The organism is Streptomyces sp. NPDC089424, from assembly GCF_044749345.1.
In the GTDB taxonomy this organism is placed as follows: domain Bacteria; phylum Actinomycetota; class Actinomycetes; order Streptomycetales; family Streptomycetaceae; genus Streptomyces.
This window is the reverse complement of the sequence record NZ_JBIVHU010000010.1, coordinates 116,731-130,980: the sequence shown is the minus strand read 5'-3', so window position 1 is coordinate 130,980 and position 14,250 is coordinate 116,731. Positions and strand designations below refer to the sequence as shown.

The 14,250-nt window shown below is 68.9% G+C and carries 12 protein-coding genes; 9 read left to right on the top strand and 3 right to left on the bottom strand.

Annotated features, from left to right (window positions below; all coding sequences use genetic code 11):
- Window positions 1–14: 14 nt before the first annotated feature.
- The 3 genes from ACIP2X_RS33420 to ACIP2X_RS33410 all read right to left on the bottom strand — a co-directional run bounded on the left by ACIP2X_RS33420 (window position 15) and on the right by ACIP2X_RS33410 (window position 4,621).
- Window positions 15–1,967 carry a substrate-binding domain-containing protein gene (locus ACIP2X_RS33420; RefSeq protein ID WP_401680566.1) on the bottom strand — a complete coding sequence of 651 codons (1,953 nt, stop codon included), beginning with the start codon at window positions 1,965–1,967 and terminating at the stop codon, window positions 15–17.
- Window positions 1,957–3,501 carry a sugar ABC transporter ATP-binding protein gene (locus ACIP2X_RS33415; RefSeq protein ID WP_401680563.1) on the bottom strand — a complete coding sequence of 515 codons (1,545 nt, stop codon included), beginning with the start codon at window positions 3,499–3,501 and terminating at the stop codon, window positions 1,957–1,959. Before ACIP2X_RS33415 ends, ACIP2X_RS33420 begins: the two co-directional genes overlap by 11 nt.
- 103 nt (window positions 3,502–3,604) lie before the next feature.
- Entirely contained in the window at window positions 3,605–4,621 is a 1,017-nt protein-coding gene (locus ACIP2X_RS33410) for a LacI family DNA-binding transcriptional regulator (RefSeq protein WP_401680560.1), read from the bottom strand.
- A gap of 242 nt (window positions 4,622–4,863) precedes the next feature.
- On the opposite strand from ACIP2X_RS33410, the gene ACIP2X_RS33405 reads away from it, so the two are divergent.
- From ACIP2X_RS33405 to ACIP2X_RS33365, 9 genes are all read left to right on the top strand, one after another.
- Window positions 4,864–5,190, top strand: coding sequence for a hypothetical protein (locus tag ACIP2X_RS33405; protein WP_399896454.1), 327 nt, complete (start codon window positions 4,864–4,866; stop codon window positions 5,188–5,190).
- Window positions 5,191–5,264: 74 nt separating this feature from the next.
- Window positions 5,265–5,576 carry a pore-forming ESAT-6 family protein gene (locus ACIP2X_RS33400; RefSeq protein ID WP_399896451.1) on the top strand — a complete coding sequence of 104 codons (312 nt, stop codon included), beginning with the start codon at window positions 5,265–5,267 and terminating at the stop codon, window positions 5,574–5,576.
- Window positions 5,577–5,623: 47 nt separating this feature from the next.
- Entirely contained in the window at window positions 5,624–6,016 is a 393-nt protein-coding gene (locus ACIP2X_RS33395; protein WP_401680555.1) for a DUF6507 family protein, read from the top strand.
- Complete coding sequence (locus ACIP2X_RS33390; RefSeq protein WP_401680552.1) at window positions 6,013–8,685, top strand: hypothetical protein; 2,673 nt, start codon at window positions 6,013–6,015, stop codon at window positions 8,683–8,685. The genes ACIP2X_RS33395 and ACIP2X_RS33390 overlap by 4 nt, the downstream gene beginning before the upstream one ends.
- Complete coding sequence (locus tag ACIP2X_RS33385) at window positions 8,685–9,068, top strand: toxin-antitoxin system YwqK family antitoxin (protein ID WP_401680549.1); 384 nt, start codon at window positions 8,685–8,687, stop codon at window positions 9,066–9,068. The genes ACIP2X_RS33390 and ACIP2X_RS33385 overlap by 1 nt, the downstream gene beginning before the upstream one ends.
- A complete protein-coding gene (locus ACIP2X_RS33380) occupies window positions 9,005–9,649 on the top strand; it encodes a pentapeptide repeat-containing protein (protein WP_401681237.1) in 645 nt (214 codons plus the stop codon). The genes ACIP2X_RS33385 and ACIP2X_RS33380 overlap by 64 nt, the downstream gene beginning before the upstream one ends.
- Window positions 9,646–9,933: a hypothetical protein gene (locus tag ACIP2X_RS33375; RefSeq protein ID WP_401680547.1), complete on the top strand. Its 288-nt coding sequence runs from the start codon at window positions 9,646–9,648 to the stop codon at window positions 9,931–9,933. The genes ACIP2X_RS33380 and ACIP2X_RS33375 overlap by 4 nt, the downstream gene beginning before the upstream one ends.
- 78 nt (window positions 9,934–10,011) lie before the next feature.
- Window positions 10,012–12,309: an ATP-dependent RecD-like DNA helicase gene (locus tag ACIP2X_RS33370; protein WP_401680544.1), complete on the top strand. Its 2,298-nt coding sequence runs from the start codon at window positions 10,012–10,014 to the stop codon at window positions 12,307–12,309.
- A 219-nt stretch (window positions 12,310–12,528) separates the two neighbouring features.
- A complete protein-coding gene (locus ACIP2X_RS33365; RefSeq protein WP_401680541.1) occupies window positions 12,529–13,818 on the top strand; it encodes a citrate synthase in 1,290 nt (429 codons plus the stop codon).
- Window positions 13,819–14,250 lie beyond the last annotated feature (432 nt).

The following is a 14,250-nucleotide window of genomic DNA, read 5'->3' as shown; positions in this document are numbered from 1 at the left end:
CCGGCACCCGGCCGTCAGCCGCCGAAGCCGGCCACGTTCTCCTTCGTGATCACCTTCACCGGCACCTTCACCGTCGCACTCACCTTCTCGCCCTCGGCCGCCCGCAGGGCGTTGTCCACGGCGATCCGGCCGAGTTCCTTCGGCTGCTGGGCCACCGAGGCGAACAGTGTCCCGTTCTCGACCGCCTTCAGCCCGTCCGGCGTGCCGTCGAAACCGACGACCTGGACCGACTTGCCGGCCTTCGAACCCAGCGCCTTGATCGCGCCGAGCGCCATCTCGTCGTTCTCCGCGAACACACCCTTGATGTCGGGATGCGCCTGGAGCAGGTTCGTCATGACGTCGAGGCCCTTGGTGCGGTCGAAGTCGGCCGGCTGCTTGGCGACCACCTTGATGCCCGGGTAGTCCTTCAGCCCCTCCGCGAAGCCCGCACCGCGTTCCCGGCTCGCGGAGGTGCCGGCCTGGCCCTGGAGGATCACGATCGTGCCGTTGCCGCCGAGCTTCTCGGCGAGCGCCTTGGCGCCCAGCTGGCCGCCCTCGACGTTGTCGGACGCCACGAGGGCTGCCGTCTCCGCCTTGTTGACGCCCCGGTCGACGGCGACGACGGGGATGTCGGCCTTGTTGGCGGCCCGCACCGACGGGCCGGCCGCGTCCGAGTCCACCGGGTTGACGACGATCGAGGAGACACCCTCGCTGGTGAAGTTCTGCAACTGGTTGGCCTGTTGCGAGGCGTCGTTCTGCGCGTCGGTGACGGTGAGGTCGACCCCGAGCTTCTTCGCCTCGGCCTCGGCGCCCGCCCGGATCTGCACGAAGAAGGGGTTGTTGAGCGTGGACAGCGACAGCCCGACCTTCTTCTGCGTGCCGGAGGACCCGGTGTGCAGCAGCGAGGTCGCCGCGACCACCGCCACCGCGATCACGGCGGCCAGCAGATAGGTGATCGCCTGCTTGCGCTTGTCGCCGCCTCCACCGGCACCGACCGGGGTCGAGCCCGCCTTGCGCCGCACGGTGTCGAGCAGCACGGCCAGCGCGATCACCACACCGATGACGACCTGCTGCCAGAAGGCCGACACGGACAGCAGGTTGAGGCCGTTGCGCAGCACCGCGAGGATCAGCGCGCCGATCAGCGTGCCGGACGCCTTGCCGGTACCGCCCGCGAGCGAGGCACCGCCGATGACGACCGCCGCGATGGCGTCCAGCTCGTAGCCCTGCGCGGCCTGCGGCTGCGCGGAGGACAGCCTGGAGGCGAGCACGATGCCCGCCGCGGCCGCGAACAGGCCGGACAGCGCGTAGATGGCGAGCTTCTGCTTCTTCACCCGCAGCCCCGACAGCCGGGCCGCCTCCTCGTTGCCGCCGATCGCGTACATCGACCGCCCGAGGTAGGTCCGGGCCAGCACGAACGCCGTGATCAGACCCATGACGATCATCACCAGCACGGGCACCGGCAGCCAGCCGCCGAGCGTGTCGCCGAGGTGCGAGACCGAGTCCGGGAACGCGATGGGCGAGCCCTGCGAGATGACCAGCGACAGACCGCGCGCCACCGACAGCATGGCGAGCGTCGCGATGAACGGCGGCAGTTTGCCGTACGAGATCAGGAAGCCGTTGACGAGACCGCAGGCGATACCCGTGGCGACGGCCAGCAGCACCGCCAGCACGACCGGCACGCCCTCGCTGGTGGCGCTCCAGGCCAGCACGGTGGCCGACAGCGCCGCGACCGAACCCACCGACAGGTCGATGCCCGCCGAGACGATCACGAAGGTGACGCCGAAGGCGAGGATCGCGGTGACGGCGGCCTGGACGCCGATGTTGAGCAGGTTGTCGGCGGTCAGGAAGTCCCCGGACAGCGCCGACAGCGCGATGACGAGGACGATGAGCGCGGTGAGCGCCCCGTTGTCGAGCAGCAGCCGGCGCAGTCCGCCGGGGCCGGAGGCGCCACCCGCGCCCGCGGAGCTCTTGAGCGTGTCAGTGGCCACGGGAGGCCTCCGTTCCATCGGTGTCGGTGTCGGTGTCGGTGTTGCCGGGTGTGCTGACGGCGAGGGCCATCACGGAGTCCTGGGTCGCCTCGGCCGCGGGAAGTTCGCCGGCGATCCGCCCCTGCGCCATCACCAGCACCCGGTCGCTCATGCCGAGCACCTCGGGCAGATCGCTGGAGATCATCAGCACGGCGGCGCCGGCGGCCGTCAGTTCGTTGATGAGCTGGTAGATCTCGACCTTGGCGCCGACGTCGATACCGCGCGTCGGCTCGTCGAGGATCAGCACCTTGGTGTCCGCCAGCAGCCACTTGCCGATGACGACCTTCTGCTGGTTGCCGCCGGACAGGGTCCGCACGTGCTGCCCGAGGCCGGCCATCCGCACCCCGAGCTGCCCGGCGATCCGCGCGGCGGACTCGTGCTGCCCCTTGAGATCGACCAGCCCGGCCCGGGTGGCCGAGCGCAGGGTCACGAGCCCGAGGTTCTCCTCGACGGAGGCGTCCAGCACGAGCCCCTGCCCCTTACGGTCCTCGGGCACCAGCCCGATCCCGGCGGCCATGGCGGCGCCGACGTCATGGCGCCGCACGGCCGCACCGGCGACCTTCACGGCTCCCTCGTCGTAGGGGTCGGCACCGAACACGGCCCGTACGACCTCCGTACGGCCGGCCCCGACGAGCCCCGCGATCCCGACGACCTCACCGGCCCGCACCTCGAAGCTCACGTCGTGGAAGACGCCGTCCCGGGTGAGTCCCTCGACGGTCAGCAGCGCGGCGCCGGCATCGGCGCGCTCGCGCGGGTACTGCTGCTCGATGGACCGCCCCACCATGAGGCGTACGAGCTCGTCCTCACCCGTGGAGGCGGGCACCTGCCCGACGCTCTTCCCGTCCCGGATCACCGTCACGCGGTCCCCGAGAGCGGCGATCTCCTCCAGGTGGTGCGTGATGAACACGACCCCGACCCCGTCCGCGCGCAGCTGCCGCACGATGGCGAACAGCTTCTCCACCTCCTCGGTGGTCAGGACGGCGGTCGGCTCGTCCATGATCAGCACGCGCGCGTCGAGACTGAGCGCCTTGGCGATCTCGACCATCTGGAGCCGGGCGATGCCGAGTTCGCGCACCCGGGCGCGGGGGGACACCCGCACACCCACGCGCGCCAGCAGCTCCTCGGCGTCGGCCTCCATCCGCTTCCGGTCGATCACCCCGAAGCGGCGGGGCTGCCGCCCGAGGAAGATGTTCTCGGCGACGGACAGGTCCGGAACGAGGTTGAACTCCTGGTAGATGGTGGCGATCCCGAGGCGCTCGGAGTCCTGCGCACCGTCGATGCGCACCTCCTCACCGCCCACGAGGATCCGCCCGGCGTCGGGCGTGTAGGCACCGGAGAGCATCTTGATCAGCGTGCTCTTGCCGGCACCGTTCTCACCGAGCAGCACATGCACCTCCCCGCGGCGCAGATCGAAGTCGACGCCGTCGAGCGCCACCACGCCGGGGAAGGTCTTGCGGATGCCCTCGATACGCAGCAACTCATGCGGGTCGCTCACGACGTACTCCTTCGTACGGGGACTGAGGGGACTGTGGGGACTGAAGGGGCTGAGGGGGGACTGAGGAGGCCCGTCCTTGGGGGAGGGGGCAGCGAGGGGAACGTCAGGTGGGGGAGAGCGGTCCGGTGCCCGGCGCGCCGCACGACCGGCGTACGACCAGACGGGCGGGGAGGGTGACGGACTCGCCGGGCCGCCCCTCGATCCGGGCGACCAGCGCGCGCACGGCGGCCCGCCCCAGCTCGCCGGTGGGCTGGGCGACGGCGGTGATCGCCGGATCGGTGTGCACGAACCACCGGATGTCGTCGAAGGCGACGAGCGCGAGGTCGTCGGGCACCCGCAGCCCTCGTGCGCGTACGGCGTCCAGCGCGCCGAGGGCCATCAGGTTGTCGGCCGCGAAGACGACCTCGGGCGGCTCGGGCAGGTCGAGGAAGCCCTCGGTGACCCGGCGCCCGCTGTCGGCCTGGAAGTCGCCCTGGCCTATGTAGGCGTCCGGCAGGTCCAGTCCGTAGGCGCCGAGGGCCTCACGGAAGGCGTCCACACGTTCGCGACCGGTCGTGGTCGCCGCCGGCCCCGCGATGATCGCGAGCCGCCGGTGCCCGAGGCCGTGGAGGTGGGCGACCAGGTCGCGCACGGCGGCCCGCCCGTCCGCCCGCACCACGGGCACGTCGACGCCCGGGATCCACCGGTCCACGAAGACCATCGGGGTCCCCGCGCGCACGGCGTCCAGCATCAGCGGGGAGCCGCCGTCGGTCGGGGACACGAGGAGGCCGTCGATACGGCGGTCCAGCAGGTTCCGTACGTGGTGGTCCTGGAGGTCGGGCCGCTCGTCGGCGTTTCCGATGATCACGCTGTAGCCCAGCGCCCTGGCCTCCTCCTCGACGGAGCGGGCCAGCTCGGTGAAGTAGGGGTTCATCACGTCGCTGATGACCAGGCCGAGGGTGTGGGTCTGATCGGTGCGCAGGGACCGGGCGACGGCGTTCGGGCGGTAGCCCAGCGTCTCGACGGCGGCCAGCACCCGCGTGCGGGCGTCCGCGCTGACCGACGGATGGTCGTTCAGCACCCGCGAGACCGTGGCGACGGACACGCCTGCCGCGGCGGCCACGTCCTTGATGCTCGCCATTGCCGGTCCACCTCCTCGTGGTCATGGAATCGATTACATCGATGGGCGTAGAGGTGATTGGAATCGATTACACGGGCGGCTGGCAAGGGTGGTCGCGGCGACCGACGCCGGATCGTTATATTCCGCCGTTGTGGCCGGGCTGTGACGCAATGCGGTTGCAGATGCGACGGACGGTGAACGACCATGGAAGGACGCAAGAGCATGGCCACGTCAGGACACGAGATGGGGGAGGCGAGTTCTGCATGAAGTTCGACATGGGTGCGCAGACGCTGTCGTCGCTGATGCGCGATTCGCGGGGTTCCAGCGACGATCTCGGGACGTTGATCCGGCAGTTGGTGCAGGCGGCGCAGCCGTTGGAGGGGAAGTTCAACGGTACGGGTCGGGCGATGTTCGATCAGTTCAAGGCGCGTGCGGATGAGATCACGGCGGCGTTGAACGGTTCGTTGTCGGCGATCTTGGGTGGTCAGTCGGGTATGGAGTCGGCGTTCAGCTCGGGTGATCAGGAGCAGGGTGACAACGCGCGGCAGCAGATGGGGGCGGCGAACTTCGACGCGGCGCGTTTCCGCTAGGCCTGGTTCTGGGCCTGGGCACGGTTCGGTTCGTTTCGGTTCGTTTCGTTTTTTCTCACGGGGAGTGGTGTGTGATGGCTGCTGGTTCGGATCGTCGGTCGTATGACGTGGGTGCGTCGACGGATGCGCAGGCGAACATTCAGACGGTGATCGGCCGTTTGGAGGAGGTCATCGGTGCGCGTGATCGGCAGGTGAAGGCGGCGATGGCGGACTTCACGGCGGATGGTGTGGCGGATGAGTACCACGGCAAGGAGCAGCGGTGGAACAACGCGTCGCAGGAGGTGCGGAACATCATCCAGTTGTTGAAGTCGACGCTGGAGAAGAATGACGGGACGGCGCAGTCGACGTTGCAGCGGGCGAAGTCCGCGGTCGACAACATCGGCTGATCGCTGGTCGTTCGTCTCTCATCGCTGGTTGCTAGGTACGGGGGTGTGTGGTGCCCGGGTGGGATTTGAAGCCGCAGGGTATTTCGGGTGTGCTGAAGACGACGGGGGAGACCGCGTCGGGTTTCGAGAAGTTGGGGAAGTCGTTCGGTGACAACCTGACGTCGGCGGCTTCGAGTGCGGGCACCGTCTCCGCGGAGGGTGGCGGGGGTGAGGGCGGGGAGAAGGCGCAGGGTGGTCTGGTCGCTCTGGCGTTGTCGCAGTACGCGGAGCGTGCGTCGAAGGATCTTCAGTTCGTGGCGGCCCGGGCGGGCAAGTCGTTGCAGGGTGTGGTCGACGCCACGACCGCCTATCTGAATGGTGATCAGGAGATGGCGGCGGAGGCGCAGCGTAATACGTTGAAGGCGCCGAAGCTTGATATGCCGGGGGCGGGTGCGGCGTGATCCAGCCGGAGCAGATTCCTCAGTTCACGGGTGATCTGGCGCAGTTGGAGCTGGATTTTGCGGCGTTGAAGACGGACGCGGGCAATGTCCGTGACGCCGGTTCGGATGTGCATTCGCAGTTCCAGGGGTTGTCGGCGTTTTATCAGGCGCCGGAGGCTGAGCGGTTGTTCGCGACGACGAAGCCGGTGAAGGACCGTGCGGATGGTTTCGCGGATGGTCTGGAGAAGGTGTCGGGGGCGTTGTCGTCGTATGCGGCGGAGGTGCGGCCGCTGGTGGCGAAGCTGAAGGAGTTGAAGGCGAAGGCGGTCACGTTCGTCGGGTCGGTGAAGGACGACGACGAGTGGGAGTACGACGAGGACAAGGTCGGCGAGCACAATCAGCTGCGTGATGACATCACGGCGACGGTGGCGGCGTTCTGGGCGGCGGAGCGGGCGTGTCATAACCGGATCACCGGTTTGTGGGGCGGCACGCAGATGGTCGCGGGGGATGGTTCGGATCGTAAGGACCAGTACGGGTTCTCCGCGGAGGACATGAAGAACGCGAAGCTTCCCTGGGGTGACCCGGTGGAGGAGAAGCATCACTGGTACGAGGTCGGCCACTGGGTGAAGTCGTTCGTGTGGGACGGCCTGATCGTGGACGGGATCTGGGGCACGATCAAGGGTCTGGGGACGCTGGTCGGGTTCGGCGGCTGGGACGCGATGGGCCAGGCCTGGAAAGGTCTGGCGCAGTTGGCGACGGGTCTTGCGTTGTCGTCGATTCCGGGTGTGGGTGCCCTGTTCTGGACGCTGCCGGACGACAAACTCCCGTCGTGGATCAAGGATTCGCGGACGGCGATGAAGGAGACGGGCAAGGCGCTGGTGGCGTGGGACCAGTGGGGCAAGAACCCGGCCCGGGCGGCGGGGGCGGTGACCTTCAACGTGCTCACCACCGTGTTCACGGGTGGTGCGGGTGGTGCGGTGTCGGGTGCGGGCAAGGCGGGCGCGGTCGCGAAGGTGCTGGGCACCACCGCGAAGGTCATCGACCCGATGACCTACATCGCCAAGGGCGCCGGCGCCGGCCTGTCGAAGATCGGTGACATCAGTGCGGCGCTGAAGGGTGTCGGCAACATCGAGATCCCCCGCCTGCCCGAAGGCGCGATCACGCTGCCCGAGGGCGCGGTGCGCCTGCCCGAGGGGGCGGTGCGTCTGCCGGAGGGTGCGACGATCCCGGCGGGCGGCATCAGGATCCCCGAGGGCGGTGCGGTCACGCTGCCCGAGGGCACCCCGCTCCCGGCGGGCGCGGTCGACCTGGGCAACGGCGCGGTCCGCCTGCCCGAGGGCACCCCCGTCCCGGCGGGCGCGGTCGAGCTGCCCGAGGGCGCGGTCAAGCTCCCCGACAACACGCCCGTGCTGCCTGAGGGTTCGGTCAAGCTGCCCACCGAGGACGGTGCCCCGGCCCGCTACTACGACCCCGAGGGCAACATCCTCGACGAGAGCGGCAACGTCCTCGGCAAGGCCGACGACGGGCCCGCAGACATCGTCGACCAGCCCGGCATGCCCCGCGACGGAGCCGACCTCCCCCGCGTCGACAGCCCCGTCCGCGAACCCGCCATGGCCGGCGCCGTCCACGCCGCCGACAACACACCCCAACACCTCCACCTCGGCAGCGACCTCACCGACCTCGGCGACCTCGGCCGCACCCCCGACAACCTCCCCGGCAACACCGCCGACAACCTCCCCGGAGGCCAGGCCGACAACCTCCCCGGCGGACGCGCCGACAACCTGCCAGGCGGCCACGCCGACGACCTCGGCAGGGGTCCGCACGCGAGCCACGAACCCCCCTCCGGCACGCATTCCTCCGGCACCCCGCAGGACGGTCCTCCTCCGCCGCACGACGGGCCCGGTCCCTCGCACGACCACCCGGCGCCGGCGAACGGGCATGCCGACGACGGCGTCCGTCATGATCCGGGCCCTGGCGGCCACGGCGGGGACGGCGTGCCGGGCAACCACGGTGAGCATCAGCCCGAAGTCCCGCGCACGGACGAGACGCCCGAAGGGATCAGGGTCGAGGACGACAGCCCCCTGCCGCCCCCCGGTGCCGGCGACAAGGACTTCGGCACGCTTCCGGAACACCGGCTCACGGTTGATCCGGAGACCCAGCTGATCACGCACATCGACGACCGGCCCGTCGGCGCGTGGCTGGACGACTTGTCACGGGAGCGGGGCGCTGCCTACCGGGACGCGAAGGAGGCCCAGACCTTCTCCCGCAAGGAGGCCGGCGAGTGTGTCGGCGCGGTGGTCGACCTGCGTACCGGTCAGATCTTCGAGGGCATCAACGGCAGGTCCAACAACGTGATCCCGGTCGAGCAGCTGCACCCGACGCTCGCGGAACGGTTCGGGTCCATCGGCGACCCGCCGCCGCACAAGGATCATCCGCTGGGCCACGCCGAGGTGAAGGCGGCGAACCAGCTGCTCTGGGAGCGCACCAAGCGCGGCCTGCCGGACGGCCCGGAGGCGCTCACCGAGTTGCGGGCTTCCGTCGAGTTCCCGTTCATGAAGCACAAGGAGACCGGCCTTCCGGGCCGCCCCGCACCCTTCTGCGCAAACTGCAACCATATGCTCGAAGGCGTGCCGAGCACCCATGGCCGATACACCGGCTTCCCGCCGAGTGACGAGAATTGGATTCCCTGATGGCAGCCGTGCAGCGGATCGACATCGACGACCCCGACGTGGACATGGACGACTCGGAGCGGCTGTACCACCGGGGAGAACCGTTCACCGGGGAGGTGACCGAGCATCTCGGCGAGAGTCTCGTCAGTCTCGACACCTATGCCGACGGTTACAAGAACGGGCCTTCGCGTGAGTGGTACAAGGACGGCACCCTCCGTTCGGAGGGAACGGTGCGGGACGGGCTGCCCGTGGGCGAGTTCAAGGAATGGCATCCGAACGGCGTGCTCGCGGCGCGGCAGGTGTTCGCCGAGAACGGGATGACGCTCCTGGAGGACGCCACCTGGGACGAACAGGGCCAACCGACCAGGACCTGGCACCAGGGCGAGGAAGGCACGCGCCCATAGAAACACCCCGACGCCCCCTGGACGCGGTCGGCCTGGACCTGAGCGGAGCGGACTTCTCCCGCACGGATCTCTCCGAATCCTGGCTCACCGACGCCAGGTTGAGAGATGTGCGACTGATCGGCGCTGACCTCTACCGATCGGACGCACAGGGCGCCGATCTGACCGGGGCCGACCTGACGGGGGCTTCCCTTGTACGCGTCAACCTTGATGACGCGGTCCTGCGGCATGCGAGGCTCGACGGCGCCGACCTGACGAAGGCGTCGCTCTGCGATGTCGACGCGTTCGGCGCGAGTTGCCGGGGAACCCGGTTCGGGGGTGCGTCGCTGCTGAACGTCGACTTCCGTTCCGCGGACTTGAGCGGATCCGTCTTCGACGGCAACGCATTCCAGGTGACCCTCGACCAGCACACGAAGCTGGACGGCACATCAGGCTCCGTCTTCGGCCCCGCAACCCTCACGCACCCCACCGGGACCCGAACCCTGTCGGGCCCCGACCTCCACCACTGGATCAGCACCCACGGCGGATCGGTTCGCGTCGTGAACGGGCAGGGAACGGCATTCCGGGGGCGAGGGCGTTCATGACGAGGGAGCTTCAGAAGTTCGTCAAGGTGTACTTGAGTCTGGAGCAGGCCTACGACACCACCTGTCAGTTGCGTGCGACCCTGCATTCCTACAGCGAGCGGTACGTGCGTGGGGTCCGGTGCGGCTTGGAGGATGTGCTCCGCGCGAGAGAGCTGACCGTCGGTGATTACGAGGGCCTCACGGATATCGCCTTCGATGACGAGAACACCCTCTACGAGTACTTGACGGAGATGTACCGGTACCTCTTCGAGGCCGGCGGGAGTCAACCGCTTCCGCCCGACTGAGCAGGTGCCGCAGCCGCCCGGTGTCCCCTTTCCCGGCCCTCGCCCCCCGCTGTCACACCTCGCCGGTACCGTCGGGTCATGTCCAACCAGGCGCCCCCGGCACCCGCACCCGCACCCGGCGAGCGGCGGCTCGCCGTGCTCGAAGGCGTTCTTGAGCGGATCACGTACGCCAACGAGGAGAACGGCTGGACGGTCGCCCGCGTCGACACCGGACGAGGCGGGGGCGACCTCCTCACCGTCGTCGGCGCGCTGCTCGGCGCGCAGGTGGGTGAGTCGCTGCGGATGGAGGGGAGATGGGGCTCCCACTCGCAGTACGGCAAGCAGTTCACCGTGGAGAACTACACGACCGTCCTCCCCGCCACCGTCCAGGGCATCCGCCGCTACCTCGGCTCCGGCCTCGTCAAGGGCATCGGCCCGGTCTTCGCCGACCGCATCACCCAGCACTTCGGCCTGGACACCCTGAAGATCATCGAGGAGGAGCCCAAGCGCCTCATCGAGGTCCCCGGCCTCGGCCCCAAACGGACGAAGAAGATCGCCGACGCCTGGGACGAACAGAAGGCGATCAAGGAGGTCATGCTCTTCCTCCAGACCGTCGAGGTGTCCACCTCCATCGCGGTGCGCATCTACAAGAAGTACGGCGACGCCTCCATCTCCGTCGTGAAGAACCAGCCGTACCGCCTCGCCGCCGACGTCTGGGGCATCGGCTTCCTCACCGCCGACAAGATCGCCCAGTCCGTCGGCATCCCCCACGACAGCCCGGAGCGCGTCAAGGCCGGTCTGCAGTACGCCCTGTCGCAGTCGACGGACCAGGGGCACTGCTATCTGCCCGAGGAACGCCTGATCGCCGACGCCGTCAAGCTCCTCCAGGTCGACACCGGCCTCGTCATCGAGTGCCTCGCCGAGCTCGCGGCACCCCCCGAGGACGGCGAGGACCCCGGAGTCGTACGGGAGTCCGTGCCCGGCCCCGACGGCGGCGAGCCCGTCACCGCGGTCTACCTGGTCCCCTTCCACCGCGCCGAACTCTCCCTCTCCGCCCAGCTCCTGCGCCTGCTGCGGACCGACCGGGACCGCATGCCCGGCTTCCACGACGTCGCCTGGGACAAGGCGCTGACCTGGCTGAAGGGCCGTACCGGCGCCGATCTCGCCCCCGAGCAGGAGGCCGCCGTCAAGCTGGCGCTGACGAAACGGGTCGCCGTCCTCACCGGCGGCCCCGGCTGCGGCAAGTCCTTCACGGTGCGCTCGATCGTGGAACTGGCCCGCGCCAAGAAGGCCAAGGTCGTGCTCGCCGCCCCGACCGGCCGTGCCGCCAAACGGCTCGCGGAACTCACCGGAGCCGAGGCCTCCACCGTCCACCGCCTGCTGGAGCTCAAGCCGGGCGGGGACGCCGCGTACGACAAGGACCGGCCCCTGGACGCCGACCTCGTGGTCGTCGACGAGGCCTCGATGCTGGACCTGCTGCTCGCCAACAAGCTCGTCAAGGCCGTGCCGCCGGGCGCGCACCTCCTCTTCGTCGGTGACGTCGACCAGCTCCCCAGCGTCGGCGCGGGCGAGGTGCTGCGGGACCTCCTCGCGGCCGGCGGCCCGATCCCCGCCGTCCGGCTCACCCGCGTCTTCCGGCAGGCCCAGCAGTCCGGCGTGGTCACCAACGCCCACCGGATCAATGCCGGGCACCACCCGGTCACCGACGGGATGAAGGACTTCTTCCTCTTCGTCGAGGACGACACGGAGGCCGCCGGGCGGCTCACGGTGGAGGTGGCGGCCCGTCGTATTCCGGCCAGATTCGGGCTGGACCCCCGCCGTGACGTCCAGGTGCTCGCCCCCATGCACCGGGGCCCCGCCGGCGCGGGCACGCTCAACGGGCTCCTCCAGCAGGCCGTCACTCCTGCCCGCCCCGACGTGCCGGAGAAGCGGTTCGGCGGCCGGGTGTTCCGTGTCGGGGACAAGGTGACCCAGATCAGGAACAATTACGACAAAGGGGAGAACGGTGTCTTCAACGGCACCGTGGGCGTGGTCACCGCGCTCGACCTGGTCGACCAGCGCCTGACGGTGCTGACGGACGAGGACGAGGAGGTTCCCTACGACTTCGACGAGCTGGACGAGTTGGCGCACGCCTACGCGGTGACCATCCACCGCTCGCAGGGAAGCGAGTATCCGGCGGTGGTCATCCCGGTGACCACGGGCGCCTGGATGATGCTGCAACGCAATCTGCTCTACACGGCGGTCACCCGGGCCAAGCGGCTCGTCGTCCTCGTCGGCTCCCGCAAGGCGATCGGTCAGGCGGTGCGCACGGTGTCGGCGGGACGCCGCTGCACGGCCCTCGATTTCAGGCTCGCTCCCGGGTCCTGGAGGCCCGATTCCGGCACCCTGGAGTCCTGAGCGGGCCCGCGGCCGAAAAATGATCGATCAAATGAGTCGCAAAGGTCACAGAGCACTTCCGGAAGCGGAATCAAGCGGGCAGGATGGCAGGTTGGCGGCACTGAGTGCCGCCGATAAGCCCAATGGTCGACCCCGAGTGCACTCTCCTGAGCCAAATGGGGGATGGTAGAGACAGTCAGGGCACCTCGAAGATGAGGCACTACGTCGGTGAGGGAAGACGTGAGCGACAACTCTGTAGTACTGCGGTACGACGGCAGCGAGTACACCTACCCGGTGATCGACAGCACCGTCGGGGACAAGGGCTTCGACATCGGGAAGCTCCGCGCCCAGACCGGTCTCGTGACCCTGGACAGCGGTTACGGAAACACGGCCGCATACAAATCCGCCATCACCTATCTCGACGGTGAGGCCGGCATCCTCCGGTACCGCGGTTACCCGATCGAGCAGCTGGCCGAGCGCTCCACCTTCCTGGAGGTGGCGTACCTGCTGATCAACGGTGAGCTGCCGACCGTCGACCAGCTCACCGGCTTCAAGGACGAGATCACGCGGCACACCCTGCTGCATGAGGACGTCAAGAACTTCTACAAGGGCTTCCCCCGCGACGCCCACCCGATGGCCATGCTGTCGTCGGTCGTCTCGGCGCTCTCGACCTTCTACCAGGACAGCCACAACCCGTTCGACGAGCGTCAGCGCAACCTCTCCACCATTCGTCTGCTCGCCAAGCTCCCGACGATCGCGGCCTACGCGTACAAGAAGTCGATCGGACACCCGTTCGTCTACCCGCGCAACGACCTCGGCTACGTCGAGAACTTCCTGCGCATGACCTTCTCGGTGCCCGCCCAGGAGTACGAGCTCGACCCGATCGTGGTCGCCGCGCTGGACAAGCTGCTGATCCTGCACGCGGACCACGAGCAGAACTGTTCCACCTCGACGGTCCGCCTGGTCGGCTCCTCGCAGGCGAACATGTTCGCCTCGATCTCCGCCGGCATCAACGCGCTCTGGGGCCCGCTGCACGGTGGCGCCAACCAGTCGGTGCTGGAGATGCTGGAGGGTATCCGCGACTCCGGCGGCGACGTCGACACCTTCATCCGCAAGGTGAAGAACAAGGAGGACGGCGTCCGCCTGATGGGCTTCGGCCACCGGGTCTACAAGAACTTCGACCCGCGCGCCCAGATCATCAAGGCCGCCGCGCACGATGTGCTGTCCGCGCTCGGCAAGTCCGACGAGCTGCTGGACATCGCGCTGAAGCTGGAGGAGCACGCGCTCTCCGACGACTACTTCACCGAGCGCAAGCTCTACCCGAACGTCGACTTCTACACCGGTCTGATCTACCGGGCCATGGGCTTCCCGACCGAGATGTTCACGGTCCTGTTCGCCCTCGGCCGGCTGCCGGGCTGGATCGCCCAGTGGCACGAGATGATCAAGGAGCCGGGGTCCCGTATCGGCCGTCCGCGCCAGATCTACACGGGCGTCGTCGAGCGCGACTTCGTTCCGGTCGAGGAGCGCTGATCCGCCGCGGCCGCCTGACGCACAGCAGGCGGCCGCCTCCGCGGCGGTACGCGGCGGCCTGTCCGTACGCGACCACAAGGGCATAACAGAAGGCGCCCCGGTGCGTCAGTCCCCCCACGGGCCGACGACCAGGGCGCCTTCCCATGTCCCGGTGCGGATTCCCCCCACGGGATCCGGCCGGGCGTCTGTGAGAAACCAGCGCCTGAATCGCTGTTGCTGCGTCTTGCCGTACTGCGTCGTGCCGTCTGCGTCGTGCGTACCGCCGTGGTGCGCCTTGCTGCTGCGATCTGCCGGGACAGCGCACGCTGGGAGGGCCGCTCAAAGCTCCCCGGTGTACGTGTCCCGGCAACGCATCTCTGAGGAAGTCCCCCAAGACATCCCCAGATGCCAGGTGACGCCCCCCAAGACGCCCACTGACATCGCCAACTTAGA